The 26,811-nt window shown below is 74.0% G+C and carries 28 protein-coding genes; 10 read left to right on the top strand and 18 right to left on the bottom strand.

Annotated features, from left to right (window positions below):
• Positions 1-3: 3 nt before the first annotated feature.
• Positions 4-1,017: a quinone oxidoreductase family protein gene (locus tag OHL10_RS16770; RefSeq protein ID WP_265523375.1), complete on the top strand. Its 1,014-nt coding sequence runs from the start codon at positions 4-6 to the stop codon at positions 1,015-1,017.
• Positions 1,014-1,319: a hypothetical protein gene (locus tag OHL10_RS16765; RefSeq protein ID WP_265523374.1), complete on the top strand. Its 306-nt coding sequence runs from the start codon at positions 1,014-1,016 to the stop codon at positions 1,317-1,319. The genes OHL10_RS16770 and OHL10_RS16765 overlap by 4 nt, the downstream gene beginning before the upstream one ends.
• Here OHL10_RS16765 and thiD read toward each other — a convergent pair.
• From thiD to pheS, 5 genes are all read right to left on the bottom strand, one after another.
• A complete protein-coding gene (gene thiD / locus OHL10_RS16760; RefSeq protein ID WP_265523373.1) occupies positions 1,291-2,892 on the bottom strand; it encodes a bifunctional hydroxymethylpyrimidine kinase/phosphomethylpyrimidine kinase in 1,602 nt (533 codons plus the stop codon). The genes OHL10_RS16765 and thiD overlap by 29 nt on opposite strands.
• Before the next feature lie 177 nt (positions 2,893-3,069).
• On the bottom strand, positions 3,070-4,029 hold the full coding sequence (pip, locus tag OHL10_RS16755; RefSeq protein ID WP_265523372.1) for a prolyl aminopeptidase: 960 nt from the start codon (positions 4,027-4,029) through the stop codon (positions 3,070-3,072).
• A 16-nt stretch (positions 4,030-4,045) separates the two neighbouring features.
• Positions 4,046-4,888 carry an SDR family NAD(P)-dependent oxidoreductase gene (locus tag OHL10_RS16750; protein ID WP_265523371.1) on the bottom strand — a complete coding sequence of 281 codons (843 nt, stop codon included), beginning with the start codon at positions 4,886-4,888 and terminating at the stop codon, positions 4,046-4,048.
• The gene (pheT, locus tag OHL10_RS16745; RefSeq protein ID WP_265523370.1) at positions 4,881-7,496 is read right to left on the bottom strand and encodes a phenylalanine--tRNA ligase subunit beta; all 2,616 of its coding nucleotides are present in this window, start codon (positions 7,494-7,496) and stop codon (positions 4,881-4,883) included. Before pheT ends, OHL10_RS16750 begins: the two co-directional genes overlap by 8 nt.
• The gene (gene pheS, locus OHL10_RS16740; RefSeq protein ID WP_265523369.1) at positions 7,496-8,602 is read right to left on the bottom strand and encodes a phenylalanine--tRNA ligase subunit alpha; all 1,107 of its coding nucleotides are present in this window, start codon (positions 8,600-8,602) and stop codon (positions 7,496-7,498) included. Before pheS ends, pheT begins: the two co-directional genes overlap by 1 nt.
• A gap of 119 nt (positions 8,603-8,721) precedes the next feature.
• Between pheS and OHL10_RS16735 the strand changes: the two genes are divergently transcribed.
• Entirely contained in the window at positions 8,722-9,366 is a 645-nt protein-coding gene (locus OHL10_RS16735; protein ID WP_265523368.1) for a hypothetical protein, read from the top strand.
• Between the two features lie 7 nt (positions 9,367-9,373).
• Here OHL10_RS16735 and thpR read toward each other — a convergent pair whose 3' ends face one another.
• The 5 genes from thpR to infC form a co-directional block, all read right to left on the bottom strand.
• A complete protein-coding gene (gene thpR / locus OHL10_RS16730; RefSeq protein WP_265523367.1) occupies positions 9,374-9,985 on the bottom strand; it encodes an RNA 2',3'-cyclic phosphodiesterase in 612 nt (203 codons plus the stop codon).
• A gap of 8 nt (positions 9,986-9,993) precedes the next feature.
• The gene (locus OHL10_RS16725; protein ID WP_425499030.1) at positions 9,994-10,899 is read right to left on the bottom strand and encodes a TrmH family RNA methyltransferase; all 906 of its coding nucleotides are present in this window, start codon (positions 10,897-10,899) and stop codon (positions 9,994-9,996) included.
• Positions 10,900-10,940: 41 nt separating this feature from the next.
• Positions 10,941-11,327 carry a 50S ribosomal protein L20 gene (gene rplT, locus OHL10_RS16720; protein ID WP_265523365.1) on the bottom strand — a complete coding sequence of 129 codons (387 nt, stop codon included), beginning with the start codon at positions 11,325-11,327 and terminating at the stop codon, positions 10,941-10,943.
• A 70-nt stretch (positions 11,328-11,397) separates the two neighbouring features.
• Positions 11,398-11,592, bottom strand: coding sequence for a 50S ribosomal protein L35 (gene rpmI, locus OHL10_RS16715; RefSeq protein ID WP_265523364.1), 195 nt, complete (start codon positions 11,590-11,592; stop codon positions 11,398-11,400).
• Between the two features lie 92 nt (positions 11,593-11,684).
• A complete protein-coding gene (infC, locus tag OHL10_RS16710; protein WP_265523398.1) occupies positions 11,685-12,689 on the bottom strand; it encodes a translation initiation factor IF-3 in 1,005 nt (334 codons plus the stop codon).
• A gap of 414 nt (positions 12,690-13,103) precedes the next feature.
• Between infC and OHL10_RS16705 the strand changes: the two genes are divergently transcribed.
• The 5 genes from OHL10_RS16705 (at position 13,104) to OHL10_RS16685 (ending at position 17,152) form a co-directional block, all read left to right on the top strand.
• A complete protein-coding gene (locus tag OHL10_RS16705; RefSeq protein WP_322645579.1) occupies positions 13,104-13,550 on the top strand; it encodes a Fur family transcriptional regulator in 447 nt (148 codons plus the stop codon).
• Between the two features lie 107 nt (positions 13,551-13,657).
• Positions 13,658-15,169, top strand: coding sequence for a catalase (locus OHL10_RS16700; RefSeq protein WP_265523363.1), 1,512 nt, complete (start codon positions 13,658-13,660; stop codon positions 15,167-15,169).
• Positions 15,170-15,300: 131 nt separating this feature from the next.
• Positions 15,301-15,681, top strand: a complete 381-nt coding sequence (locus OHL10_RS16695; protein WP_265523362.1) for a DUF1844 domain-containing protein — start codon at positions 15,301-15,303, stop codon at positions 15,679-15,681.
• Between the two features lie 242 nt (positions 15,682-15,923).
• Entirely contained in the window at positions 15,924-16,415 is a 492-nt protein-coding gene (locus OHL10_RS16690; protein WP_265523361.1) for a hypothetical protein, read from the top strand.
• Positions 16,412-17,152: a S1 family peptidase gene (locus OHL10_RS16685; RefSeq protein ID WP_265523360.1), complete on the top strand. Its 741-nt coding sequence runs from the start codon at positions 16,412-16,414 to the stop codon at positions 17,150-17,152. Before OHL10_RS16690 ends, OHL10_RS16685 begins: the two co-directional genes overlap by 4 nt.
• Before the next feature lie 31 nt (positions 17,153-17,183).
• Here the strand turns inward: OHL10_RS16685 and OHL10_RS16680 are convergent, their stop codons facing one another.
• The 7 genes from OHL10_RS16680 to OHL10_RS16650 all read right to left on the bottom strand — a co-directional run bounded on the left by OHL10_RS16680 (position 17,184) and on the right by OHL10_RS16650 (position 22,307).
• Positions 17,184-17,954: an SseB family protein gene (locus OHL10_RS16680; protein WP_265523359.1), complete on the bottom strand. Its 771-nt coding sequence runs from the start codon at positions 17,952-17,954 to the stop codon at positions 17,184-17,186.
• Complete coding sequence (priA, locus tag OHL10_RS16675; protein WP_265523358.1) at positions 17,951-18,682, bottom strand: bifunctional 1-(5-phosphoribosyl)-5-((5-phosphoribosylamino)methylideneamino)imidazole-4-carboxamide isomerase/phosphoribosylanthranilate isomerase PriA; 732 nt, start codon at positions 18,680-18,682, stop codon at positions 17,951-17,953. Before priA ends, OHL10_RS16680 begins: the two co-directional genes overlap by 4 nt.
• 85 nt (positions 18,683-18,767) lie before the next feature.
• Positions 18,768-19,424: an imidazole glycerol phosphate synthase subunit HisH gene (gene hisH / locus OHL10_RS16670; RefSeq protein ID WP_265523357.1), complete on the bottom strand. Its 657-nt coding sequence runs from the start codon at positions 19,422-19,424 to the stop codon at positions 18,768-18,770.
• Complete coding sequence (locus OHL10_RS16665) at positions 19,421-19,948, bottom strand: hypothetical protein (RefSeq protein WP_265523356.1); 528 nt, start codon at positions 19,946-19,948, stop codon at positions 19,421-19,423. Before OHL10_RS16665 ends, hisH begins: the two co-directional genes overlap by 4 nt.
• Positions 19,945-20,544, bottom strand: a complete 600-nt coding sequence (gene hisB, locus OHL10_RS16660; protein ID WP_265523355.1) for an imidazoleglycerol-phosphate dehydratase HisB — start codon at positions 20,542-20,544, stop codon at positions 19,945-19,947. The genes OHL10_RS16665 and hisB overlap by 4 nt, the downstream gene beginning before the upstream one ends.
• Complete coding sequence (locus OHL10_RS16655; RefSeq protein WP_265523354.1) at positions 20,541-21,692, bottom strand: histidinol-phosphate transaminase; 1,152 nt, start codon at positions 21,690-21,692, stop codon at positions 20,541-20,543. The genes hisB and OHL10_RS16655 overlap by 4 nt, the downstream gene beginning before the upstream one ends.
• Positions 21,693-21,779: 87 nt before the next feature.
• On the bottom strand, positions 21,780-22,307 hold the full coding sequence (locus OHL10_RS16650) for a Rieske (2Fe-2S) protein (RefSeq protein WP_265523353.1): 528 nt from the start codon (positions 22,305-22,307) through the stop codon (positions 21,780-21,782).
• Positions 22,308-22,449: 142 nt separating this feature from the next.
• Here OHL10_RS16650 and OHL10_RS16645 point away from each other — a divergent pair, with 142 nt between their 5' ends.
• Both OHL10_RS16645 and OHL10_RS16640 read left to right on the top strand, forming a co-directional pair.
• Positions 22,450-22,893, top strand: a complete 444-nt coding sequence (locus tag OHL10_RS16645) for a hypothetical protein (protein WP_265523352.1) — start codon at positions 22,450-22,452, stop codon at positions 22,891-22,893.
• Between the two features lie 281 nt (positions 22,894-23,174).
• Positions 23,175-25,439, top strand: a complete 2,265-nt coding sequence (locus OHL10_RS16640; RefSeq protein WP_265523396.1) for a RecQ family ATP-dependent DNA helicase — start codon at positions 23,175-23,177, stop codon at positions 25,437-25,439.
• 33 nt (positions 25,440-25,472) lie between these two features.
• Here OHL10_RS16640 and hisD read toward each other — a convergent pair whose 3' ends face one another.
• Complete coding sequence (gene hisD / locus OHL10_RS16635) at positions 25,473-26,798, bottom strand: histidinol dehydrogenase (protein WP_265523351.1); 1,326 nt, start codon at positions 26,796-26,798, stop codon at positions 25,473-25,475.
• Positions 26,799-26,811: the final 13 nt, after the last annotated feature.

The raw sequence follows: 26,811 nt of genomic DNA, 5'->3' as shown, positions 1-26,811 counted from the left end.
TCCATGCGCGCAATCGTGGCCCGCGAGGCGGGTGGCCCCGACGTCCTGGAGCACCGCGAGGTGCCCGACCCCTCCCCCGGACCCGGCGAGGTGCTCGTGCGGGTCGCGGCCGCCGGGGTGAACTTCATCGACACCTATCGCCGGTCCGGCGTCTACCCGGTGGACTACCCGCACGTCGTCGGATCGGAGGGCGCTGGCGTGGTCGAGGAGCTCGGCACGGGGGTGGACGGCCTCGCCGTCGGGGACCGGGTCGTGTGGACCGAGGCGCCCGGCTCCTACGCCGAGCGTGTCGTCGTCGCCGCCGAGCAGGCGGTGGGCGTGCCCGACGACGTCGAGCTCGCCACCGCGGCCGCCGTCGCCCTGCAGGGTCTCACCGCGCACTACCTCGCGACGTCGACCTACCCGGTCCGGGCCGGTGACGACGTCCTCGTGCACGCCGGTGCCGGCGGCGTCGGTCTCCTCCTGACCCAGCTCGTCGTCGCCCGCGGGGGTCGCGTGATCTCCACCGTCTCCACGCCCGAGAAGGCCGAGCTCTCGCGCGCGGCCGGGGCCGAGCACACGATCCAGTACACCGCGCTCGGCGACCTGACGGCGGACCTGCCGGAGGTCGTGCGCGGCCTGACCGGCGGGGCCGGGGTCGCCGTCGCGTACGACTCCGTCGGCAAGGACACCTTCGACGCCTCGCTCGCCTCGCTGCGCCGGCGCGGCATGCTCGTGCTCTTCGGCGGGTCCTCCGGGCAGGTCCCGCCCGTCGACCTGCAGCGGCTCAACGCCGCCGGCTCGGTGTTCGTGACCCGCCCCAAGCTCGGGGACTACACCGCGACGCGCGCCGAGCTCGCCGAGCGTGCCGCGGAGGTCCTGGGTCTCGTCGGCTCCGGGGATCTCGACGTCCGCATCGGGGCGACCTACCCCCTCGCCGAGGCCGCGAGCGCCCACCGCGCCCTCGAGGGCCGCGCCACCACCGGCAAGGTGCTCCTCCTGCCGGGCACGGGTCCGGGCACGGGTCCGGTCGCGTGAGCTGGGACTGGGTGCCGCCGCGCCCGGGCGAGGAGCAGGGCGGCCCGTCGCCCGCGCTGCGCCGGACCGTCACCGTGCTCGCCGTCCTGTTCACCGGTGTGCTCGTGCTGTTCTACGCGAGCCAGGGCCTCGGCCAGGCGCGCGACGCGTGCGTGCGCGACCGCCCCGCCGGGGTCGCGGTCGGCGACGTCGGCTCGCAGTGGCGCTGGCTGCCGCCCGGCTACGACTGCACCTACCCGAGCGGCGAGGTGGACGGTGAGGTGACGAGCGCACTCAGACCCGCACCGGCCGGGGCGCTGTGACTGCCGGCACGGGCGGCGCGGGCCAGGCCGGGCGGGTGAGGCCCTGGTCGAAGAACAGGTACTCGTGCATCGAGGAGCGCTCGTAGGCCCGCAGCATCAGCTCGCGCTCCGCGGGTGAGACCCACCGGGCGGCGGAGTCCGCGAGCAGGCCGGCGGTGCGGGTCGCCGCCTGGAAGCCCTCGTCGGCGTAGGTCGTGATCCAGCGGGCGTAGGGGTGCCCGGTGAGGTCGCCGGCCCGGCGCACGAGCACGTCCCCGATGTGCGCGTACAGCCGGAAGCACGGCAGCAGCGCGGCGACGGCCTGCGCGTAGGAGCGGGTGGTCGCGGCGTGCAGGTGGTCGGTGTACGCGGCGGTCACCGGTGACGGCTCGACCTGCTCGATCGCGGTCCGGTCGAGGCCGGCGTGCTCACCGAGCCAGTCGCGGTGCAGCGCGGTCTCCACCTCGAGGGACGTGACGGCCGACGCCGCGAAGAACGACCTCGCGGCCGGGTCCGGGGCCAGCGCGCTCGCCGCGGACAGCGCCCGCGCGTACTCCGCGAGGTAGGCGGCGTCCTGGGCGAGGTAGAACGCGAAGGCGTCCGCGGGCAGCGACCCGTCCGCGAGCGCCCGGACGAACGGCATGTGCTCGACGGCGGCCCGCCACCCCGCCACGCGGTCCCACGCCTCGTCGGTGAAGCGTCGGGCGCCGAGGTTCGTGGCGTGCAGCGCGTCGACGGGACCACGTCCGGACCCGACCTGCAGCGCGCCCCCGGCGTGCAGCGCACCCGTCAGCCACTCCTTGGCGTCCCGCACGGCCTCCGCCCAGCCGGGCCGCTGCGGGCGCAGCGCCGCGATCGCGGCCGACAACGAGCAGCCGGTCCCGTGCGTGTGCGGCGTCGCGACCCGCTCCCCGTCGAAGACGGTGACGTCGTCGAACGCGCCGTCGCCGCTCCCCCGCACGCCGGCCCCGGGGGGCACGAGCGCGTCCGGGCAGTCCTCGCCCGTGAGGTGGCCGCCCTTGAGGAGCACGACGGCGCCGCTCGACGTGGCGAGCGAGCGCGCCTGCGCCAGGGCACCGGCCCAGGTCGTCGCGACCTGCTCGCCGACGAGGACGGCGAGCTCGGCCAGGTTCGGCGTGACGACGTCGGCACGGCGCACCAGGTCGCGGACCGCCTGCTCCGCGCCCTCGTCGAGCAGGCGGTGCCCGCTCGTGGCGACCATCACGGGGTCCAGGACGACGGCTGCCCGACCGTCGGTGCGCGCGTCGAGCGCGTCGAGCCACGCCGCGATGACCCGGGCGTTGGGCTCGTCCGCGACCATCCCGATCTTCACGGCGTCGATCGTCACGTCGTCGGACACCGCGTCGAGCTGCTCGCGCAGGAAGGCGGGCCCCGGCACGTGCGCCGAGCGCACGCCGTGCGTGTTCTGCGCCACGAGGGCCGTGGTCACGGCCATGCCGTACGCCCCGTGCGCGGCGAACGCCTTGAGATCGGCCTGGATGCCCGCACCACCCGTGGGATCGGTGCCCGCGATGCTCAGCACCCGTGGGCGCGGCCGGCGGGGGGTGGTGGTAGGCGTCGGAGCGTGCGTCATCGCGGACATCCCTCTCGCTAGTACGAGCTAGATCAGGTTCGGCGGGTGTGATCTCAGCACCGGTCCGCGCCGTGGTGGCGCGTGCCGGGGCACCCCGTGTCAGTGACCGATCCTAAGCGACGGGCCGTCTCAGGACGCGTGTCAGCAGGCGTGCCGGGACACGTGCCCGGACGAGTGTCAGGAAGAGGGCGTGCAGCGCCCGGCCAGCCGGTCGGTGGCCGCGATCATCGCCTCCGGGAAGCCCTGCCCGCCGTGCCCGGCGTCCTCCAGGACGACGAGCTCGCTGCCGGGCCACGCCCGGTGCAACCGCCACGGGACGTCCGCCGGACCCGAGACGTCCTGCCGGCCGTGCACGAGGAACCCCGGTACGTCGGCGAGCCGGGACGCCCCGGCCAGCAGCGCGCCGTCGGGCAGGAACGCGGCGTGGGACCAGTAGTGCGTCACGAGCCGGGCGAAGAGCAGCCGGAACGCCCGGTCGTCGTAGCGCGGCGTGGGCCGGAAGCCGGTCACGAGCGAGACGTGCACGTCCTCCCAGCGGCACCACGCCCGCGCGGCGCGCTCCTGGACGTCCGGGTCCGGGTCCATGAGGAGACGGTGGTAGGCGCCGGCGAGGTCGCCGCCGCGCTCGGCCGGCGGCAGCTCGGCCACGAACCGGTCCCACTCCTCGGGGAAGAGGCGGCCCATGTCCCGCGTGATCCACTCGACCTCGCGGCGGGTCGTCGTGGTGACCGCGCCCAGGACGAGCCCGCTCGTGCGCGCCGGGTGCGACCGCGCGTACGCGAGCGCGAGCGTGGTGCCCCACGAGACCCCGAGAACGACCCAGCGGTCGATGCCCAGGTGCTCACGCAGCCGCTCGAGGTCGGCCACGAGGTGGGCGGTCGTGTTCGTCGACAGGTCGGCGTCCGGCTCGTTCGCGAGCGGGCGGCTGCGACCGCAGCCCCGCTGGTCGAGGAGGACCACCCGGTACCGCTCGGGGTCGAAGAGGCGCGCGGACCCGGGCGTGCATCCCGACCCCGGCCCGCCGTGCAGGACGACGGCGGGCACCCCGGCAGGGGCGCCGCGCGTCTCCCAGTACACCTCGTGCCCGTCGCCGACCTCGAGAAGGCCGGCCGCGTGCGGCGGCGACACCGGGTACATCAGCAGACCGGGTACATCAGCGGGCCGGGAGCTCGCCGGGCATCGGGTCGTCGTCGCCCCAGCGCGTGACCCGCAGCCGGCGCCCGTCGGGTCCGGGGACCTCGCCGGGGGCCGACCGCGCCGCCGCCGCCAACAGCTCCGGGGTGTCGTGGGTGACCCGCAGGAAGCTTCCGGAGTACGCGTCCAGCGTCCCCGCGGCGATGGCGACGACCATCTCGACGGTCCGCTCGACGGGCGTCCACTCGGTGCGGCCGCGGTGCATGTCCATCGAGCCGGTCATGTCCGTGCGCACCACGCCGGGCGAGACCTCGAACGTGCGCAGGCCGAGGGCGTACCCCGACCGGTGCAGGTTGGCGCCCAGGCGCAGCAGCGCGGTCTTGCTCGCGTTGTACGCGCTCGCCCCGTCCATGTCGTGGGACCCTGCGCCGCTGCTGAGGTCGACCACCCGGCCGCCGCCGCGCCCGAGCATGCCCGGGACCACCGCGCGGGCGAGCAGGAACGGGCCGCGCACGTTGGTCTCCACGACCGCCCACCACTGCTCGGGGTCCGCCTCCCACAGCGGCACCTCGGCGTCGATGCGACCGGCGTTGTTGACGAGCAGGTCGAGGCCGCCGAGGTGCTCCTGCGCGCGGCGCACCGCGGCCCCGACCGCCGCGGCGTCCGTGACGTCGACCCCGAGCACGACGGCGCGCCGACCGGTCGCGCGGATCTCGTCCGCGACGTCCTCGAGCCGTGCCGCGTCCCGGGCGAGGAGCGCCACGTCGAGGCCGGCGTCGGCCAGCCCGAGGGCGATCGCGCGGCCGATGCCGCGCGACGCCCCCGTGACCAGCGCCGTCCGTGCCGGTGCGACCTCAGCCACGCAGCTGCGCCCCGACCCGCGTCTCGGCGGACGCGACCACCTCCGCACGCACCGCCCGCACGTCGTCGGCCGAGAGCGTGCGGTCGGGCGCGCGCAGGCGCAGGGAGAACGCGAAGGACGTCTTGTCGGGACCGATCTGAGGGCCGCTGAAGACGTCGAACAGCGCGAGGTCCTCGAGCAGGTCGCCCGCGCCGTCGACGATCGCCGCCCACAGGTCCCCGACCGGCAGGTCGTCCGCGACGACGAACGCCAGGTCCTCCTTCGCCGCCGGGAACGCCGAGACCGGTACGGCCTGCACCGGCACGTCACCGGCCGCGGAGACCACGGCGTCGAGGTCCAGCTCGAACGCGACGGAGCGCGGCGGCAGCCCGAGGGTCTCGACGACCTTCGGGTGCAGCTCCCCGGCGTGGCCGACGACCGCGCCGTCCGGGGTGCTCAGACGGGCGCACCGGCCCGGGTGCCACGGGGCGTGGTCCCGGTCGGCGGCGACGTCCAGCCCGACCCCGGCGCGCTCGGCGACGAGCCGGGCCGCCGCGAGCGCGTCGGTCCAGTCCGCCGCGCGCCCCTCGCCCCACCACCCGGCAGGCTCGCTGCGTCCGGTGAGGACCCCCGCGACGTGCCGGGGCTGCGGAGGGACCGCTGCCCGGAGCGCCTCGAGGTCGGCCGGTGACGGCCGGACCCCGCCCGGGAGGGTCGGCGCGGCCGGAGCGCCGGGTACCGGGCGCGTGACGAGACCGATCTCGAAGAGCGCGAGGTCCGTCAGCCCCCGCCCGACGTTGCGGCGCACGGTTTCCAGGAGCGTCGTGAGCACGTTCGTCCGCATCTCGGGCTTGTCGTCCGCGAGCGGGTTCACCAGCCGGACCGCCCGGCGACGCGGGTCGTCGAGCGGCAGGCGCAGGGCGTCGTGCTCGGCCGGGTTCACGAACGGGTAGCTGAGCGTCTCGACGAACCCTGCCTCCGCGAGCGCCCGCGCGACCGAGCGACGGGCGCGCTGCTCGCTCGTCAGGCCGCGCCCGCCCGGCGCGGCCGGGAGAACCGACGGGATGTGGTCGTACCCGACGATGCGGGCGATCTCCTCGACGAGGTCGGCCGGCTCGGTGAGGTCGGGGCGCCACGTCGGCGGGACGACCTCGACGGCCGCCGACCCGCTCGTCGTCCCGTTCGACACCTCGCTCGACACCTCGCTCGACACCGTGCAACCGATCGCCTCGAGCGTGCCGGTGATCTGCTCGGGCGTGTACGGCACGCCGACGAGCCGCTCGGCCTCGTGCAGCGGCAGCCTGACGGCTGCCGGCGCACGCGTCGTGTCGAGGTCACTCACCGCCGGGTCGGCCGTGCCGCCCGCGAGCTCGACCAGCAGGTCCACGACCCGTTGTGCCGCGACCGCGGGCAGCCGCGGGTCCACGCCACGCTCGAACCGCTTCGCGGCCTCGCTCGAGAGCTTGTGCCGCCGGGAGCTGCGCGCGACGGTCACCGGGTCGAAGTGGGCCGCCTCGACGAGCACGTCGGTGGTGGCCGCGGTGACCTCGCTCGACGCTCCCCCCATGACACCGGCGATCCCGAGGACACGCGCGGCGTGCGCACCGTCCGGCGAGTCCGTGATGAGGAGGTCCTCGGGGTCGAGGGCGCGGTCGACGTCGTCCAGCGTCGTCAGGCGCTCGCCGGGCGCGGCGCGACGCACGACGACGGGAGCCGCGACCTGCGCGAGGTCGTAGGCGTGCAGCGGCTGGCCGAGGTCGAGCATGACGTAGTTCGTCACGTCGACCGCGAGCGAGATCGGCCGCATCCCCGACCGGGTGAGCCGGCGCTGCATCCACGCCGGGGTCGGCGCCTGCGGGTCGATGCCGCGCACGACCCGCGTGACGAACCGGTCGCAGCCCACGGCGCCGTGCAGCGGCGCAGCGTCCTCGACGAGCACCGGGAAGCCGTCCGGGGTCGCCGCGGGCTCGGCGCCCGTGGGCAGCCCGCGGTCCGTGAAGGTCGCTCCGGTCGAGTGGGCGTACTCGCGCGCCACGCCCCGGTAGGAGAAGCAGTACCCGCGGTCGGGCGTGACGTTGATCTCCAGCACCTCGTCGCCCAGGCCGAGCAGCGCGACGGCGTCGGTGCCGGGGGCCAGGTCGTACCCGGCACCGGCGGTGTACCCGTAGCGCTCGAGCACGATGATGCCGGCGTGGTCCTGGCCGAGGCCGAGCTCCTTGGCGGAGCAGATCATGCCGTCGGAGACGTGCCCGTAGGTCTTGCGGCTCGCGATGGGGAACGGCCCGGGCAGCACGGCGCCGGGCAGGGCGACGACCACGAGGTCGCCGGGCGCGAAGTTGTGCGCACCGCAGACGATGCCGCGCGGCTCACCACCCTCGCCGGCCGGGCGCCCGTCGGCGTTGTGGGTGCCGACGTCGACGAGGCACCAGTTGATCGTCTTGCCGTTCTTCTGCGGCTCGGGAGTCATCTCGACGACCCGGCCGACGACGAGCGGACCCGTGACGTCCGCGGTGTGGATCGCCTCCTCCTCCAGGCCCACGCGCACGAGGTCGGCCGCGAGCTGCTCCGCGCCCAGGCCCTCGGGCAGCTCGACGTGGTCGCCGAGCCAGTCGATGTCGATGTGCGGCATCAGATCCCCATTCCGAACTGGGTGGCGAAGCGGACGTCACCCTCCACCATGTCGTGCATGTCCGCGATCTGGTGGCGCAGCATGAGCGTTCGCTCGATGCCCATACCGAACGCGAACCCGGAGTACTCCTCGGGGTCCACCCCGACCGCACGCAGGACGTGCGGGTTGACCATGCCGCACCCGCCCCACTCGATCCAGCCCGGGCCACCCTTCTTCTGCGGGAACCACAGGTCCATCTCGGCGCTCGGTTCCGTGAACGGGAAGAAGCTCGGCCGCAGCCGGGTCTTCGCCTCGGGCCCGAACATGGCGCGCGCGAACGCGTCGAGCGTGCCGAGCAGGTGCGCCATCGTCAGGCCCTTGTCGACCGCGAGGCCCTCGACCTGGTGGAAGACGGGAGTGTGCGTCGCGTCCAGGGCGTCGGTGCGATAGACCTTCCCGGGGCAGGCGATGTAGACAGGCAGGTCCCGCTCGAGGAGCGCGCGCGCCTGCACGGGCGAGGTGTGCGTGCGCAGCACGAGGTTCGACAGCGCCACCTCGCCGTCCGGGCCTGGCTCCCCTGCCACGTAGAAGGTGTCCTGCATCTGCCGGGCAGGGTGGTCCGGGCCGAAGTTGAGCGCGTCGAAGTTGAACCACTCCGTCTCGAGCTCGGGCCCCTCGGCGATCTCCCAGCCCATCCCGACGAAGAAGTCCGCGACCTTCTCTTGCAGGGTCGACAGCGGGTGGCGGGCACCGCGAGGCTCCCGGTCGACCGGGAGGGTGACGTCGACCGACTCCTCGACGAGGACACGCTCGTCGCGCTCCGCCTCGAGCACCGCCTGGCGCGCGGAGATCGCCTGGTTGAGGCGACCGCGCAACGGCCCGAGCAGCTTGCCCGCGACCGCCTTGTCCGACGGGGCGAGGGAGCCGATCTGCCGGTTCGCGAGGGCCAGCGGGCTGCGGTCACCGGTGTGGTCGATGCGGACGGCCTTGAGGGCGTCGAGGTCGCGGGCTGCGGCGACCGCCGCGAGCGCGTCGTCGACGACGGCCTCGAGAGCCGGTGCGTCGAGGGGCGACGGCGCCGCGGGGTGCTCCCGGGCAGTCTCCGGGGCGTGATCCGGGGTGGACATGCGAGCCTTCCTGGCGGGTGGCGGTTGACGGTCGGCCACCCGTGCGCGGCGTGGCGCGAGGAGTGCCGACCAGGGACACATCTTAGGCGCCCGGCACGCACGATGAGAGACTGGGCGGCGTGACGGCGGACGACCACGAGCGCTTCCGGCCTTTGTCCACCGCGCCCCCGAGCCCGGCCGGCGCGTGGCCGGTGTACGGGCATGGCCCTGGCGCGACGACCGACCCCCTCGAGCTCACCGTGGACGCGCGGTTGCACAGCGCGGCGCGGCGCGGCACACCGACGCAGGGCACCCTGCACGACGCCGTACAGGACGGCATCCAGGACGACGCACGGCGCACCCCGTGGGGCGACGTCCCGTCGGTCGCACCGGGTGGACGTCCACCGGTGGCCGACGGCGGACACACGCGCGCGTCGTCGGGCAGGTCCACCGTCGGGGCGTCGAGCCGACAGCCCTCGAGACCTCCCGGCTTCTGGCGCTCGCTGCGCCGGGGAGCGGCGTACGGCGCCGGTGCCGCGGTGCTCATCGTGGTGGTCTCGATGCGTGTCCTCGGGCTCGATCCCGGACACGACGCCGTCGTCACGCCGAGCGTGGTCGCGATCCTCGTGGGGGTCCCGATGCTCGTGGCCGTCCCGATCGTGTGGATCGCGCGGACCGCCGGGGACAGGACCGCAGGCAGGGTGCTGCGCTGGTTCGTGCGGGCGCTCGGCGCGCTCGTCGGCTTCGTCGTGGCCACACCGCTGGCCGTCGGCTTCTCGGCGTGAGGTCGCGTCAGTCGGCGAGCACGAACCGGTCGAGCACCCGATGCACGACCCGCGAGTCGTCCCGCTCGGAGCTCACGAGCGCCAGGTGCGTCGGCGTCCACTCCGGGCCCGCGTAGACGGCGAGCACCGCCGCCCGCGCCTCGAGCGCAGGCCCCTCCGCCTCGGTCGGACCTGACCGACGGCGACGACCCGCACGGCGACCGGTGGCGGAGGCCCGCGCGACGGTGAGGTGCGCACGGTGCCGCGGTCGCCGGTCCTCCCGCAGACCGATCTCGGTCGCGGCGAGCGCCGTGCGAGAGCTGAGGTCCTGCAGGACGTCGGTCTGCCCGCCGACACCGACCCACAGCACACGGCGGTCGAACACCCCCGCACCGCGCAGCGCGAGCATCGGGCGCGGTACCGAGCCGGCCACCGCCTCGAGCGCGGCCGTGAGGTCGCCGACCGCGCCGTCCGGCACGTCGCCGAAGAAGGAGGCCGTCACGTGCCAGAGCTCACGGGAGGTCCAGCGCGGTTCCGACGCACCCGGCCGCCCGGGAGACCCGCGCCCGATCGCGTCCAGCGCGAGCTCGAGGTGGTCCAGGGCGCCGCTGTCGGGGTAGAGCGCGGCGAAAAGGCGCACCGCGGCCCTCAGCCGCGGCGCGCGGGCCGCTGGGCGCGACCCGAGGCGTAGAGGCAGACGGTCGCGGCCGTGGCGAGGTTGAGCGACTCGGCCCGCCCACGGATCGGGACACGGACGACCGCGTCCGCGAGCTCTCGGTCCGCGACGGGCAATCCCCAGGCCTCGTTGCCGAAGACCCACGCTGTGGGCGACGACAGGTCCGGGACACCGGGAGCACGCTCCCCCGGTTCACGCTCGACGTCGCGTGCGCCCGCCACGTCGAGCAGGTCGTCGAGGTCGAGGTCGCCCGCTCCGTCGGCCGCCAGGACCGTGAGACCGGCCGAGTGGAGCTGCGACACGGTGTCGGCCAGCGTGACACCCGTGACGACCGGGACGTGGAAGAGCGAGCCCGCCGTCGACCGGACGACCTTGGGGTTGTGCACGTCCACGCTGTCGCCCGCGAGCACGACGAGGTCGGCGCCCGCGGCGTCCGCCGCCCGGATGACGGTGCCGGCGTTCCCAGGGTCGCGGACGGCAGCCAGGACCGCGACCAGCGAGGGCCGGGCGGCTCCCGCGCCGAGCAGGACGTCGAGGCTCACCGCCTCCTGGTGCACGACGGCGAGCACACCCTGCGCGTCACCGCTCATCGCGGTGAGCACCTCGGGCGTCGCGACGTGCAGCCGCACGCCCGCTGCGGCGGCGTCCGCACCGATCTCGGGGTTCCGGTCGAGCGCCTCCGACGTGGCGTAGACGTCCCGGACGCGAGAGGCCGCGCACCGCACCGCCTCGCGGACGCCCTGCGGGCCCTCGACGAGGAGCTGACCGTGGCGGGAGCGCGCAGAACGCCCGGCCAGCGCACGGACCGCCTTCACCCTGTCGCTCCGGGGATTGGTGAGCGAGGGGGTGCGCGGTCCGTCTCCTGCCCGTGCGGGCACAGGAACGGCTGTCCGGGCGTCCGGGGAGACGCGATGCTCGGTCAGGCTGCGACCTTCGGCGCGTTGACGTCTGCGGGCAGAGCGTCCTTCGCGACCTTGACCAGCGCGTTGAACGTGGTCACGTCGTTGACAGCCAGATCGGCGAGCACACGACGGTCGACCTCGACGCCAGCGGCCTTGAGGCCCTGGATGAGGCGGTTGTACGTGAGGCCCTGCGCACGGGAGGCCGCGTTGATGCGCTGGATCCACAGCCTGCGGAAGTCTCCCTTGCGCGCCTTACGGTCACGGTAGGAGTAGACGAGGGAGTGGGTGACCTGCTCCTTCGCCTTACGGTAGAGGCGCGAGCGCTGGCCGCGATAGCCTGCGGCGCGCTCGAGGGTCGTACGGCGCTTCTTGTGGGCGTTGACCGCCCGCTTCACGCGTGCCACGTGATGCTCCTTGCAGTTCGGGTCCGGAAGTGTCCTGCTGGTACGTCGCTCATGGCGCGCACCGCGGGGATCACTTGCCGAGCAGCTTCTTGATCTTCTTGACGTCTGCGGGGTCGACGACCTGGTCCACCGAGAGGCGGCGGGTCCGTCGGCTCGACTTGTGCTCGAGCAGGTGGCGCTTGTTGGCCTGCTCGCGCATGACCTTCCCGCTGCCGGTGATACGGAACCGCTTCTTGGCGCCGGAGTGCGTCTTGTTCTTCGGCATGGCTGCCGTGTCTCCTTGTGTCCGGTCGATCATCGTGCGATGACCGACGTGTTCGGGCCGTGGCCGGTGGGCCTGGCTCGTGCTCGTGCTGGTCAGCTGGTCTTGGGTCCGCGAGGTGCGGGCCGCGGAGCACCGGGCTTCGGTGCAGGCGGCCGCGGGGTCGCGGGCTTCGGTGCGGCCGCCGGGGTCGACGCCGCCGGAGCAGGCGCCACCGCAGGCTTCGAGGCTGCGGGCTTCGACGCCGCAGGCTTCGAGGCCGTCGCCGGCTTCGAGGCTGCGGGCTTGGAGGCCGCAGGCTTCGAGTCGACCGGCTTCGACGCCGCAGGCTTCGACGCCACCGGCGCAGCGACCTCGGCGCGCGGCGCCTCGGGCTCGGGCGCCGGTGCGACAGGCTCGGGTGCGCTCGCCGGCTCGGCAGCAGGCTCAGGCGTGCTGGTGGGCTCCGGCGTCGTGGACTCCGGCACCGTCGCCTGGTCGACCGAGGACTCCTCGACCGAGGGCTCCTCCGCAGAAGGCTCCGCGTCGGCGGACGCCGCCGCGGCCTTGGCCGCCGACTTCGTCACACGAGGCTCGACGGCCTCGGCGCGGCGACGCTGCTCGATCTTGGCCTCGGCCTTCTTCTTCACCGGGCCGAGCACCATCGTCATGTTGCGCCCGTCCTGCTTGGGCATGGACTCGACGAAACCGAGCTCGGCGACGTCGTCGGCCAGCCGCTGCAGCAGACGAACACCCATCTCGGGGCGCGACTGCTCACGACCGCGGAACATGATCATGACCTTGACCTTGTCGCCGGCCTTGAGGAAGCGCTCGACGTGGCCCTTCTTGGTCCCGTAGTCGTGCGGGTCGATCTTCAGGCGGAAACGGATCTCCTTGAGAACCGTGTTCGCCTGGTTGCGCCGCGCCTCGCGCGCCTTCATGTCGGACTCGTACTTGAACTTGCCGAAGTCCATGAGCTTGGCGACGGGCGGGCGCGCGTCGGGGGCGACCTCGACCAGGTCGAGGTCTGCGTCCTGGGCAAGGCTCAGGGCGACCTCAATGCGGACGACGCCGACCTGCTCCCCACCGGGTCCGACGAGCCGGACCTCAGGGACGCGGATCCGATCGTTGATGCGAGGCTCGCTGATGTGATGCTCCTAGGAAGTCGTCGGTAGACCGCCTGGAACGGGAAAGGCCCCCACTCCTGAGCACAGGGTGGAGGCCATCGGTTCGCCAGCCGTCCCGGAGTACCGGGACGGTCGACGCCGCAGCGTCGTCGCACGAGGCGAGACGCTCCGGACCGGGACCCGGCCTCTGTCGTGACGTACGTCGACGGTCGAAGCTCGGGTGGGATGGAATCCACTTTGCGCACCTGCGAGGTGCTCCTTGAGCGATGACGCGCTCAAGGAACAGACCCACAGGTCGGTCAACGGCCAAGACTAGCACGACACCTGCCTGCACCCTGCACCCTGCACCGCAAAGTAGACCGTCTCGTTCATTGGAATTGTTCCAGAGAAGTGGGCTAGGGTTTCGATGTGACCACGGAACAGGTGACCGAGCCCCCGGCGACGGCTTCGCAGCACGCGAGCGAGCTGCGTACCCACGGCCTGCGGGTCACGGCCGCCCGGCTCGCGGTGCTCGACGCCGTGACGCATCATCAGCACGCGGACGCCGACACCGTGCTGCAGACGGTCCGGTCCGCCCTCGGCTCGGTCTCGGTCCAGGCCGTCTACGACGTCCTCAAGGCTCTCACGGACAAGGGGCTCCTCCGCCGGATCGAGCCGGCCGGCCACCCTGCCCGGTACGAGCGGCGTCTGGACGACAACCACCACCACGTCGTGTGCCGCGCCTGCGGCGCCGTCGCCGACGTGGACTGCGCGGTCGGGCACACCCCCTGCCTGGCCCCGAGCTCGAGCAACGGGTTCGCGATCGACACCGCCGAAGTCACCTTCTGGGGCCTGTGCCCCGCCTGCACCACCTGACACCCCCGGTACGCGACACGCCCCTGCGCGCCCCGCTCCGTCGCACCACCGCCCGATTCATCACGTTCCCCCCACATGCCCCGAAGAACGATCGAAGGAGTCACACCATGACGACACCGTTCACCACGAACAACGCCGGCGCCCCCGTCGCGTCCGACGCGCACTCGCAGTCCGTCGGCCCCGACGGCCCCATCGTGCTGCACGACCACTACCTGGTCGAGAAGCTCGCACAGTTCAACCGCGAGCGGGTCCCGGAGCGTGTCGTGCATGCCAAGGGCGGCGGTGCGTTCGGGACCTTGCGCGTGACCGGCGACGTCAGCCGGTACACCCGCGCAGCGCTGTTCCAGCCCGGTGCCGAGACCGAGATGCTTGCCCGCTTCTCCTCGGTCGCCGGTGAGCACGGCTCCCCCGACACCTGGCGCGACCCGCGCGGGTTCGCGCTGAAGTTCTACACGTCCGAGGGCAACTACGACCTCGTCGGCAACAACACGCCCGTGTTCTTCCTGCGCGACGGCATCAAGTTCCCCGACTTCATCCGCTCGCAGAAGCGCCTGCCCGGCTCGAACCTGCGCGACAACGACATGCAGTGGGACTTCTGGTCGCTCTCGCCGGAGTCCGCGCACCAGGTGACGTGGCTCATGGGCGACCGTGGCCTGCCGACCTCGTGGCGCCACATGGACGGGTTCGGCTCGCACACGTACCAGTGGATCAACGCCGCGGGCGAGCGCTTCTGGGTCAAGTACCACTTCACGACCCAGCAGGGCATCAAGAACCTCACGGGCGACGAGGCCGCCCAGCTCGCGGGGTCGGACGCCGACCACCACATCCGCGACCTGTACGAGCACATCGAGGCCGGCGAGTTCCCCCGCTGGACGGTCTCGGTCCAGGTCATGCCGTACGAGGACGCGAAGACCTACCGGTTCAACCCCTTCGACCTCACCAAGGTGTGGCCGCACGGCGACTACCCCCTCATCGAGGTCGGCGTCATGGAGCTCAACCGCAACCCGGAGAACTACTTCGCCGAGATCGAGCAGGCGACGTTCGCGCCGAGCAACTTCGTGCCCGGCATCGCGGCCAGCCCTGACAAGATGCTGCTCGCGCGCATCTTCTCCTACGCCGACGCGCACCGGTACCGCGTGGGCACGAACCACGCCGAGCTGCCCGTCAACGCCCCGAAGCACGCGGACCCCCACGGCCACTCCTACGCGAAGGACGGCGCCATGCGCTACTCCTTCTCCTCGGCCACGACCCCCGTGTACGCCCCGAACTCGGTCGGTGGCGCGCACGCCGACCCCGCGCGTGCGGCGGAGTCCACCGGGTGGGAGGCCGACGGCGAGCTCACCCGCTCCGCCGCGACGCTGCACCCCGAGGACGACGACTTCGGGCAGGCCGGCACGCTGTACCGCGAGGTCTTCGACGACGCGGCCCGTGCGCGCTTCCTCGAGACGATCACCGGGCACGTCGGTGGCGTGACGAGCGACGAGATCCGTGAGCGCGCGATCGGCTACTGGACGAACGTCGACGCCGACCTCGGTGCCGCGCTGCGGGCGAACCTCGCCGGCGACGCTCCGCTGGAGACCGGTGAGCCCGGGACCGCCTCGGAGCCGGTCTCGGTCTAGCTCCTCGGGGGCGCGCCCGACGCGCCCCCTCGTCGCTCCGTACCCCTGGCCGGACCTGCACCCCGCGGGTCCGGCCAGGCGTGCGTCCGGGCGGGGCGCACCCCGGCGCCACGCTCTGGAAGGATGGACCCATGACTACCGAGAACGCCGGCACGGCACCCGAGTCCCCGGCACCGCACGCTTCCTCCGACGCGGTGCGGGACATCGCCGACGTCGCGGCCGTGGAGGTCATCACCTCCGCCGCGGTGCACCTCATGAGTGCGGCCGCCGTGAAGTGCGGGCTCGCGGAGGACGCCGCCGAGCAGGGCCACCTCGACCTCGACGAGGCGCGCAAGCTCATCACCGCCCTGGCCGCGCTGGTGACCGCGAGCGCACCGGACATCGGCAACCAGCACGCCCGGTCGCTGCGGGACGGGTTGCGCTCCCTCCAGCTCGCCTTCCGAGAGGCCTCGGTCATCCCCGACGCCCCGGGCGACGGCCCCGGCGAGAAGTTCACCGGAGCGGTGAGTTGACCACCCCGCCCGGCCCGCCACCGCCGTCCCACCGACCGCCGTCCCAGCCACCGTCCGAGCCGCCGTACCGACCGTCGTCCCAGGGCTGGCCACCCGGCCCGGGTCCGACGCCCGGCGGCCACCCGCACGGCGCGTACGCCGGCGGGACGCCCGCGCCGAGCTTCGCCCCCGCCACCGGCGGTCAGCCGGCGCCGGCCCCGCCGCCCCCCGCGCCTCCTGCGCGGCGGCGGCGGGGCGCGGCCGTGGCGATCGTGCTCCTGGTGCTCGCGCTCCTGGCCGCGTCGGGCGTCGGCGCCTACCTGTACGTGACGACGACCCGGTGGCAGGAGTCCAGTGCCGACTGGGAGGCCCAGTCCCGTGCTCTCGGTGAGGACGTCGCGCGCCTGCAGGCCGACCTGGACGGGGTGAACGCCGAGCTCGAGTCCGCGCGCGGACAGCTCTCCACCGCGCAGGACCGGATCTCCGACCTCGCGAACGAGAAGGCCCAGCTCGGCGACGAGAACGTCGCGTCGCAGCAGTACCTCGACTACCAGGCGCGCGTCTCGGACGCGGCCGGCCGGGTGGCGGCCGCGCTCAACCAGTGCACGTCCGCGCAGTCGGAGCTCATCGGGTACCTCAACAACCGCGAGGCGTACGACCCGGACGACATCGAGCGCTTCGCGGACCAGGTCGACGACCTGTGCACCGCCGCGGAGGACGCGAACTCCCAGCTGCAGGAAGAGCTCGACCAGTGAGCGCTCGCCCGCGCCGACGGGTCGCCGCCGCCCTCGTCGGGATCGTGGCGGTGGGCGCGGCCGGGTGCGGCGTCCTGCCGGACCTGCCCGAGCCGCTTCCCGACACGGTCGTCCCGTCGTTCCCGCCGCCCGAGGAGGTCGAGGGGTCGGAGATCCTCTCCCCCGACGGCTTCGACGCGGTGAGCCGGATGGCCGTGCGGATCCGCAACATCGGCTGCGAAGGGCTCTCGACGGGCTCGGGCTTCGCGATCGACGCCACGACGCTCATCACCAACAAGCACGTCGTGGACTCCTCGGAGTCGCTGCAGCTGCTCACGTACGACGGGCGTGACATCCCGGCCGCGACGGCGAGCACGGCCGACCTCGCCGACCTCGCGATCGTCCGCACGACCGACGAGCTTCCCGCCTACCCGACCCTCGCGACCCAGGACCCGGAACGTGGGGACCAGGTGACCGTCGTGGGGTATCCGGAGGGTGGACGTCTGACGGTGACGCAGGGCGAGGTGATCGGCACCACGACCGACCCGCTCAACGCGAACCTCGGGGAGGTGCTCATCACCGACGCGGAGGTCGAGCCCGGCAGCTCCGGCTCGGCGGCGCTCAACGACGCCGGTGAGGTCATCGGCGTGGTGTACGCCAAGACGTCGACGGACAAGAGCCTGCTCGTGCCCGTCAGCACGGTGCAGTCGATGCTGGCCGACGAGGGGTCCTTCACCCCCGCGGAGCCCTGCGCGTAGCGCGCGCCGGACGGTCGGTCGGCCCGGACGGTCAGTCGGCGCGGCCGACCCGCAGCTCGAGCGAGTCGACCCGCTCGGAGACGATCTCGGAGCCCGCGAGCGCGGCGTTGACCTGGGCGAGCACGCCGTCCAGGCCCGTGCGGTCGAGTCCGGAGTCGATGCGCAGCACCACCGCGACCTCCGCCCGGCGGCCGGTCTCGGCGTGCACCTGCGCGACGTGCGGCACACCCGCGACCGCCTCGGAGACCGCACGCGCCACGTCGTCGGACACCTGGCCGCCGAGGACGGCCGGGAGCCAGTCCTTGCCCTGGGCGAGGGCCCACACGGCGGGACGCGGGACCAGTGCCGTCGCGGGGCCCGCCGGGTCGACGACGAGCAGAGACCAGTCCTCGCTCACCGCGGACAGCGCCGCGCGGCGGGCGTCCACGGGCACGGGGCGCGCATCGGCACGCCACGCGGCCATCGCCTGCACGCTCGTGAACACGGGCAGCGCGCGACGGCCGTCGGGTGCCTCGATCGCGACGACCCCGGCCGAGGCCTCCTTGTCGACCTCGTGCCCGTGGGCGCCGGTCTCCGAGCGACCGAGCTCGGCCAGGATCGGGACGAGGACCCGCGTCTCGGCGAGGCGCGCGACGGCCGCACCCAGGCCGGCGCCCGTCGCGACGTGCTCCGCGAGCAGGCGCGCCAGCTCAGGGTCGGCGGACCCGTCGTCGCCCGAGAAGCCCGACGACGGCGGCAGGGCCTTGCCGGACGTGGACGCCGCCGTGCCGGGGTCCTGCTGCGGCTCGTCGCCGACGCTCACGGCCGGCCTGCGACGTCGAGCGCCTGGGGCAGGGTGAAGGCGCCCGCGTAGAGCGCCTTGCCGACGATCGTGCCCTCGACGCCCTCGGCGACGAGCGCACGCAGCGCCTCGAGGTCGGCCAGGCTGGAGATGCCTCCCGACGCGACGACGGGAGCGTCCGTACGCGCGCACACGTCGCGCAGCAGCTCGATGTTGGGCCCGCGCAGCGTGCCGTCCTTGGTGACGTCGGTGACGACGTAGCGCGCGCAGCCCGCGGCGTCGAGGCGCTCGAGCACCTCCCACAGGTCCCCGCCCTCCTGGGTCCAGCCGCGAGCGGCCAGGGTGGTCCCGCGCACGTCCAGCCCGACGGCGATCGCGTCCCCGTGCGAGTCGATCACCTTCGCCGTCCACTCGGGGTTCTCGAGCGCGGCCGTGCCGAGGTTCACCCGGGACGCACCGGTCGCGAGCGCCCGCTCGAGCGAGGCGTCGTCGCGGATACCGCCCGAGAGCTCGACCTTCACATCGAGGCGGGCGACGACGTCGGCGAGCAGCTGGGCGTTCGACCCGCGGCCGAACGCGGCGTCGAGGTCCACGAGGTGGATCCACTCCGCGCCGCCGGCCTGCCAGTCCAGCGCGGCGGACAGCGGGTCGCCGTAGGAGGTCTCGGACCCGGCCTCCCCCTGGACGAGGCGCACGGCCTGCCCGTCCGCGACGTCGACGGCGGGCAGCAGGACGAGACGATCGGTCATGAGGTGGTCCTTCCGAGGGGTCCAGCGTGGGGACGAGAGGTGGGGGCCGGACGAGCCGGCCGGCGTACGGGGTGCTGCGCGGGTCCTACAACGAGCGGATCCAGTTCTCCAGGAGGGCCGCGCCCGCGTCCCCGGACTTCTCCGGGTGGAACTGGGTCGCAACCAGGGGGCCGTTCTCCACGGCGGCGACGAACCGCCCGCCGTGCTCCGCCCAGGTCACCAGCGGACGTCGGATCGGGGAGTCCGCGGGCAGGTCCTCACCGAGCGTGAAGGTGCGTGCCGCGTAGGAGTGGACGAAGTAGAACCGCTCGTCGGCGATCCCGGCGAACAGCGTGCTGTCGCTCGGGGCCTCGACCGTGGCCCAGCCCATGTGCGGGACGATCGGGGCGTCGAGCCGGTCCACGAGGCCGGGCCACTCACCGAGGCCCTCCGTCAGCGTCCCGTGCTCGTCGCCTTCCTCGAACATCACCTGCATGCCGACGCAGATCCCGAGGACCGGGCGTCCGCCGGCCAGCCGGCGCCCGACGATCTCGTGGCCCCGGACCGCGCGCAGCCCCTGCATCACGGCCGCGAACGCGCCGACGCCGGGCACCACGAGACCGTCGGCGTCCTGCGCACGGGAACGGTCCGCCGTGAGCTCGACGCTCGCCCCGACCCGCTCGAGCGCACGCACGGCGGAGCGCACGTTGCCGAACCCGTAGTCGAGCACGACGACGGACGGGGTGCCCTGGGCGGCGCTCACCGCTTGCGCGCCTTGCGGGCGGCGGCGGTGAGCAGCCGCATGGCCTTGAGGCGGCTGATCCCCTTGCTGGGCACGACACCCGTCAGGTCCGCCACCGACGTCTGACCCGTGAGCAGGTCCTCGAGCACCTCCGGCGCCCCGCCCAGCACGAGGCCGGGGGCGAGCTCGTCGGCCTGCGCCCCGTTCTCCCAGCGCGTCGCGGAGAGCTGCTCGGCCCGACGCACGACGAGCACCAGCGGCACGCCCTTGACGAGGCCGGAGATCGCGGCGGCCGCGCGCTGCGGGGCGCCGTCGGACAGGTCTCGGCACACCGCGAGCGCACCGACGTCGGTGGCGACGACGTCGGCGTCGATCTGCGCGAGCGCGCAGGCTGCGGCGAGCGGCTCGGCGCCCGCGATCTGCGTGATGAGGACCGCGAGGTCCGGCACGGTCGAGGCGGGGTCCAGCGACGACAGGTCGTCCGGGATCTCGAAGCCCAGGTCGCCCAGGTCCGGCTGGTCCCTGTCCGGGTCCCGGCCGTTCACAGCGCGCCCTTGGTGGACGGGACGCCCTCGACGCGGGCGTCGGGCGCGACGGCGGCACGCAACGCACGGGCGAGCGCCTTGAACTGCGCCTCGACGATGTGGTGCGGGTCGCGACCCGACAGCACCCGCACGTGGATGCAGATCGCCGCGTGGTGGGCGATCGACTCCAGGACGTGGCGCGTCAGGGAACCCGTGAAGTGCCCGCCGATGAGGTGGTACTCCTGCCCCTCCGGCTCGCCGGAGTGGACGAGGTAGGGCCGGCCGGACACGTCCACGACGGCCTGCGCGAGCGCCTCGTCCAACGGCACGAGGGCGTCGCCGAACCGGGAGATCCCGGTCTTGTCGCCGAGCGCCACCCGAAGCGCCTCGCCGAGCGTGATCGCGACGTCCTCCACCGTGTGGTGCGCGTCGATGTGGGTGTCACCGGTCGCCTTGACCGTGAGGTCGATGAGCGAGTGCTTCCCGAGCGCGGTGAGCATGTGGTCGTAGAACGGGACGGTCGTCGAGACGTCCGTCCTCCCGGTCCCGTCGAGGTCGAGCTCGACGAGCACGCTCGACTCCGACGTCGCGCGCTCGATGCGCGCGGTGCGCTTCACAGTCCTGCCACCTCCACGAGGGCGTCCTTGAACGCCCTCATCTCCTCAGGGGTGCCGATCGACACCCGCAGCCAGCCGTCGGGTCCAGTCTCCCGGATGAGCACACCATGATCCAGCAGACCCTGCCAGACCGCGTGCCGGTCGTCGAACGACCCGAAGAGCACGAAGTTCGCGTCGGAGTCCGCGACCTGCAGGGCGGCGCCGCCCGCGGCGGCCGAGCGCTGCGAGCGCAGCCACCCCACCGTCGCGTCGCGCTCGACGCGCAGCGCCTCGACCTGCGCGAGCAGCGCGGGCGCGTGCGCGAGCGCCGCCCGGGCGACCGCCTGGGTGACCGCCGACAGGTGGTAGGGCAGGCGCACGACGCGCAGCGCGTCGACGAGCTCGGCCGACGCCGCGAGGTAGCCGACCCGGGCACCGGCGAGCGCGAACGCCTTCGACATGGTGCGGCTCACCGCGAGGTGGGGGTAGCGGTCGAGCAGCTCGAGCGCCGAGGGCGTGCCCGCACGCCGGAACTCCCCGTACGCCTCGTCGACGACGACGACCGCCGGTGCGCCGTCCGTGCCCGCCGCGTGCACCTCGAGAGCGGCCTCGCACACGGCCTCGACCACCGCGGTCGGCAGCGCCGTGCCCGTGGGATTGTTGGGGCTCGCGAGGAGGATGACGGCGGGACGCTCGGCGGCGATCGTCCGCCGCACGTGCTCGAGGTCGAGCGAGAAGTCCTCGGCGCGCCGGCCCACGACCCAGCGCGTGGAGGTGTCCCGCGCGTACTCGGGGTACATGGAGTAGGTGGGGGCGAAGGACAGCGCCGTGCGCCCCGGTCCGCCGAACGCCTGGAGGATCTGCAGCATGACCTCGTTGGAGCCGTTCGCGGCCCACAGACGCTCGGGCGACAGCCGCACCCCTGACTCGCCCGCGAGGTACTCGACCAGGTCGGCGCGCAGCGCGGAGAAGTCCCGGTCCGGGTACCGGTTGAGGCTCCGTGCCGCGCTCGCGACGTCGGCGGCGATCGTGGCGACGACGTCCTCGCCGGGAGGATAGGGGTTCTCGTTGACGTTGAGCAGCACGGGCACGTCGAGCTGCGGTGCGCCGTAGGGCTCGATGCCGGCGTGCTCGGGGCGCACCGGTAGCCGCACGATGGGAGTGGTCACCCGGACAGTCTACGAACTCTGCGAGCAGCGTCCCGCGCCGTCCGGCTGCCGGTCGCCGCGCCGGCGGTCGGCGGTCGCGCGCCGGTCTCAGGCGGAGACGACGTTCCCGTCCTCGACCACGACGTCGACCTGCGGCAGCGGGGTGGGAGCGGGTCCTCCCAGCACCTCCCCCGTCGCGAGGTCGAACCTCGAGGCGTGGCACGGGCAGCGCAGCCCGTCGTCGGCGTCGGGCGCCACGCTGCACCCCTCGTGCGTGCAGATCGCGCTGAACGCCGCGAACTCGTCCGCGACGGGCTGCGTGACGAGCAGCTCGACGCCACCGACCGTGACCGCGAGCGCACCGCCGACCGGGACGTCGGCCGTCGCCGCGAGCGTCTGCCCCGCGTCCACGAGGCCGCTGCCCGTGGGCTCGGACCCGTCCGTTGTGCCGTCCGCGCCGGGAGCCGGCTCCTGCTGGTCCGTGGAGCCCTCGCTCCCGCACGCGGCGAGCAGCCAGACCACGGCGCCCGCCCCGCCGCCGGCCAGCACGGCACGCCGGCTCGGACCCGACCGGGCGGCGCACGTCCTGCCGGCGGTGCAGACGTGACCGACGTCGGGCGGTGTGCTCTGGGCCATGCGCGGCTCCTTCGTCGGGCGGGCGTCGGGACGCCCGTCGCGCCCTCGCGGTCCTCGTGGTGCGCGCACGGCGCACCGACGCTTCAATTGAAGCATCGGGGCGCGGACCGCGCGCCCCGGCCGGAGCACCACGGAGGCCTCGATGACGACGCCCGTCGCACAGCCCGACGCCGTCCCCGGGCCCCCCGAGCCGCCCGCCCGGTCACGGCGCGCCTGGGTCCTGCGCGGCATCACCGCGGCCGGCCTGCTCCTGTCCGCGGACATCCACCTCGTGCTCTACCTCGAGGGCTACCGCGACATCGAGGTCGTCGGACCGCTCTTCCTCCTCAACGCCGTCGCGGGCTTCGCGCTCGGCCTGCTGGTCCTCACGTGGGGCAGCTGGCTCCCCCTGCTGGGCGCGGTCGGTTTCGGGGCGCTGACGCTCGCCGCCTTCTACCTGTCGACCACGGTCGGCTTCTTCGGCGTCAACGAGACCGTCGGCGGCACCCAGCAGGTGCTCGCCGCGGTCAGCGAGTGGGTCGCGGTGATCGCCGGGCTCGCCGCGCTCGCGCGCGAGCGGGTCCTGCGCCGTCCCGTCGCCGCCTGACCACGGGGACCTCGGCCTGGGGACGGCGGCTGCGCGTCGTGGGCGGCGGCGCCTACGATCGCCAGGTGACGTCCTCCTTCGACCCGTACGGCGACATCCCCTTCGACCCGAGCGAGGAGCCCCCTCCTGAGGACGGGTTCGGCAACCCTGATGACGAGCCGGGCGGTGCGTCCGCCACCGGTCAGGGTGCACGGACTGCTCGGGGGCCGGCAGCGGGCGGACCGGCCGCTGGGCCGGCGGTGCCCGTGCCCGACGACGCAGCACGGCGCGCCAAGGTCGAGATGCTCCGCGGGCTGCTCGACGGCGCCCAGGGCGAGGACCTGCGCGAGGAGGCGGAGGTCGCGCTCCGCTCGCTGGTCGGTCGCGACGACGCCCGGTTGCGCGACGACCAGTGGCGCGCCATCGAGGCCCTCGTGGCGTTCCGCCGTCGGGCGCTGGTGGTCCAGCGCACCGGCTGGGGGAAGTCCGCGGTCTACTTCGTGGCGACCTCGCTCCTGCGGGCCCGTGGCGCCGGGCCCACCGTGATCGTCTCTCCCCTGCTCGCCCTCATGCGTGACCAGATCGGCGCCGCGGCGCGCGCCGGCATCCGTGCCGTGACGATCAACTCGTCGAACGTCACCGAGTGGGACGACGTGCACGCCGCGATCGCCGCGGGCGACGTCGACGTGCTCCTGTGCTCTCCCGAGCGGCTCAACAACCCGGGCTTCCGCGACGAGGTCCTCCCCCGGCTCGCCGCGGACGCCGGCCTCGTCGTCATCGACGAGGCCCACTGCATCAGCGACTGGGGGCACGACTTCCGCCCCGACTACCGGCGCATCCGCACCCTGCTCGCCGACCTGCCGCCCGGCATCCCCGTCCTCGCGACGACGGCCACGGCGAACGCGCGCGTGACCGCGGACGTCGCGGAGCAGCTCGGGGTCTCGGGCGCCGGGTCCGGCGCCGACCTCACCCACGAGGACGTCCTGGTGCTGCGGGGCGGGCTCGACCGCGAGTCGTTGCACCTGGCCGTGCTGAACCTCCCGGACCAGCCGTCCCGGGTCGCGTGGCTCGCCGAGACGCTCCAGGACGTCGACGGGTCGGGCATCGTCTACTGCCTGACGGTCTCGGCGGCGGAGCAGGTCGCGAGCCAGCTGCGCGCCACCGGCCTCGCCGTGGCGGCCTACACCGGGCAGACGGACACGGCGGAGCGCGAGCAGCTCGAGGCGGACCTCAAGGACAACCGGGTCAAGGCGCTCGTCGCGACGTCCGCCCTCGGGATGGGCTTCGACAAGCCCGACCTGGCGTTCGTCGTGCACCTCGGCGCACCATCGTCGCCGATCGCGTACTACCAGCAGGTCGGTCGAGCCGGGCGTGGTGTCGACGACGCGGTCGTCGTCCTGCTCCCCGGGGAGGAGGACCGCAGGATCTGGGACTACTTCGGTTCGCTCGCCTTCCCGGCGGAGCGTCAGGTCCGCGAGACGCTCGCGGCCCTCGACGGCGGCGGCACCCAGTCCGTGGCCGTGCTCGAGACCCAGGTCGACCTCAAGCGCTCACGCCTCGAGATGATGCTCAAGGTGCTCGACGTCGACGGGGCCGTGCGTCGCGTCAAGGGCGGCTGGGTGTCCACGGGGCAGCCCTGGTCGTACGACGCCGACCGTTACGCGCGCGTCGAGGAGACCCGCGGGGCGGAGCAGCAGGCGATGCTCGACTACGAGCGCACCGAGGGCTGCCGGATGGAGTTCCTGCGCGCGGTGCTCGATGACCCCGAGCTCACCGACGGCTGGCGCTGCGGCCGCTGCGACCGGTGCGGCGGGGTCGACCTGCCGGCCGCACCCGACCCGGAGGCCGTCACCGCGGCGCGCGCCGACATGGACCGACCCGGCGTGGACGTCACCGCGCGGCGACAGTGGCCGAGCGGGCTGGACCGCCTCGGCCTCGACCTGCGCGGCCGGATCCCGGCCGACGAGCTCGCCGAGACGGGCCGTGCCGTCGCACGCCTCGACGGCCTCGGCTGGTCCGCCCCGCTGCGCGAGCTCTTCGCGCCCGGCGCGCCCGACGGCGAGACGCCCGTCCCGCTGCGCCGCGCCGCCGCACGCGTGCTCGACGAGTGGCCCGCGATCCGCACACCGGTGCCCGCGGGTGCCGACACCGAGGACGGCACGGGGTCCGGCACACCGTCCGGCACCGACGGCGCAGTGGGCACAGTGGGCGAGCTGGTGATCGACGGTGTCGTCGCCGTGCGCTCGGTGACCCGGCCCCAGCTCACGCACCACCTCGCCGGCGGGTTGGCCGCCTACCTCGGGCGGCCGCTCATCGGCTCGATCGGTCCGGAGCCGGGCCGGGAGGAGCCCGGGCGGCACGACGTGAACTCTGCGATGCGGCTCGCAGGTGTCACGCAACGGCTGCGCCTCGAGCTCGGCGAGGCGGCGCTCGCCGGGCTCGCCGGACGCGCGGTGCTGCTGGTCGACGACTCGACCGACTCGGGCTGGACGCTCACCGTGGCCGCCCGGCTCCTGCGCCGTGCCGGCGCCTCGGCCGTCTACCCCTTCGTCCTCGCGGTCCGCTGAGCACGGGCACCGGCACAGGTCGCCGAGCACCGGTCACAGGAACCGGGCGCGCACCGCCTCACCGTGCGCGGGGAGGTCCTCGTCGTTCGCGACGGCGACGATCCGGTCCGCGACCTCGGCGAGGGCCTCACGGTCGTACTCGATGACCTGCACGGCCTTGACGAAGCTGTGCACACCGAGACCGCTCGCGAAGTGCGCGCACCCCCCGGTCGGCAGCACGTGGTTCGAGCCCGCCATGTAGTCCCCGAGGGAGACCGGCGAGTAGGCACCGACGAAGATCGCCCCGGCGCTGGTCACCCGCTCCGCGAGCGCCGCGGCGTCGGCGGTCTGGATCTCGAGGTGCTCGGCCCCGTAGGCGTCGACCACCTCCAGCCCGTGCTCGACGTCGTCCACGAGGACGACGGCGGACTGCGGCCCGGCGAGCGACAGCGCCACCCGCTGCGAGTGCTTCGTCGCGGAGGTGAGGTCGACCAGACGGGCCTCGACCGCGCCGGCGAGCTCGACGGACGGCGTCACGAGGACGGCCGCCGCGAGCGGGTCGTGCTCGGCCTGGCTGATGAGGTCGCTCGCCACGTGACCCGGGTCCGCGCCCCCGTCGGCGAGGATCGCGATCTCCGTCGGCCCGGCCTCGGCGTCGATCCCGACGACGCCGCGCACCAGGCGCTTGGCCGCCGCCACGAACACGTTGCCCGGACCCGTGACGACGTTCACGGGATCGCAGAGCGTCTCGCCGTCCTGGGGCTGGGTGCCGGCCGCACCGTAGGCGAACATCGCCACGGCCTGGGCACCACCGACGGCATAGACCTCGTCGACGCCGAGGAGCTCGCACGCCGCGAGGATCGTCGCGTGCGGCAGTCCGCCGTTGTCCTTCTGCGGCGGGGACGCGACTGCGAGCCCGGGGACACCGGCCTCCTGCGCGGCGACGACATTCATGATGACCGAGGACGGGTACACCGCGAGCCCGCCCGGGGCGTAGAGACCGACCCTCCGTACGGGCACCCAGCGCTGACGCACCTCGGCGCCGTCCGCGAGCCGGACCGTGAAGTCCTGCGGGCGCTGCGCGCTGTGCACCGTGCGCACCCGCCGGATCGACTCCTCGAGGGCTGCGCGCACGTCGGGCGCCAGGTCGTTCAGCGCATCGGCCAGCGCCTGCGCGGGAACGCGCAGGTGCTCGGGACGTACCCCGTCGAACCGCTCGGCGTACTCGCGCAGCGCGTCCGCACCGCGGGTCCGGACCGCGTCGATGATCGGCGCCACGAGATGCGTCGCGTCCTCGACGCCGAGCTCGGCGCGCGGCAGGACGTGGACGAGCTCACGGGCGGACAGGTCGCGACCCCTCAGGTCGATGCGGTTGATCACGCGACCAGTCTAG

It is taken from the genome of Oerskovia flava (assembly GCF_026163685.1).
Lineage (GTDB): Bacteria > Actinomycetota > Actinomycetes > Actinomycetales > Cellulomonadaceae > Oerskovia_A > Oerskovia_A flava.
The sequence above is the reverse complement of the archived record's forward strand: the minus strand, read 5'-3'. Positions and strand labels throughout refer to the sequence as shown.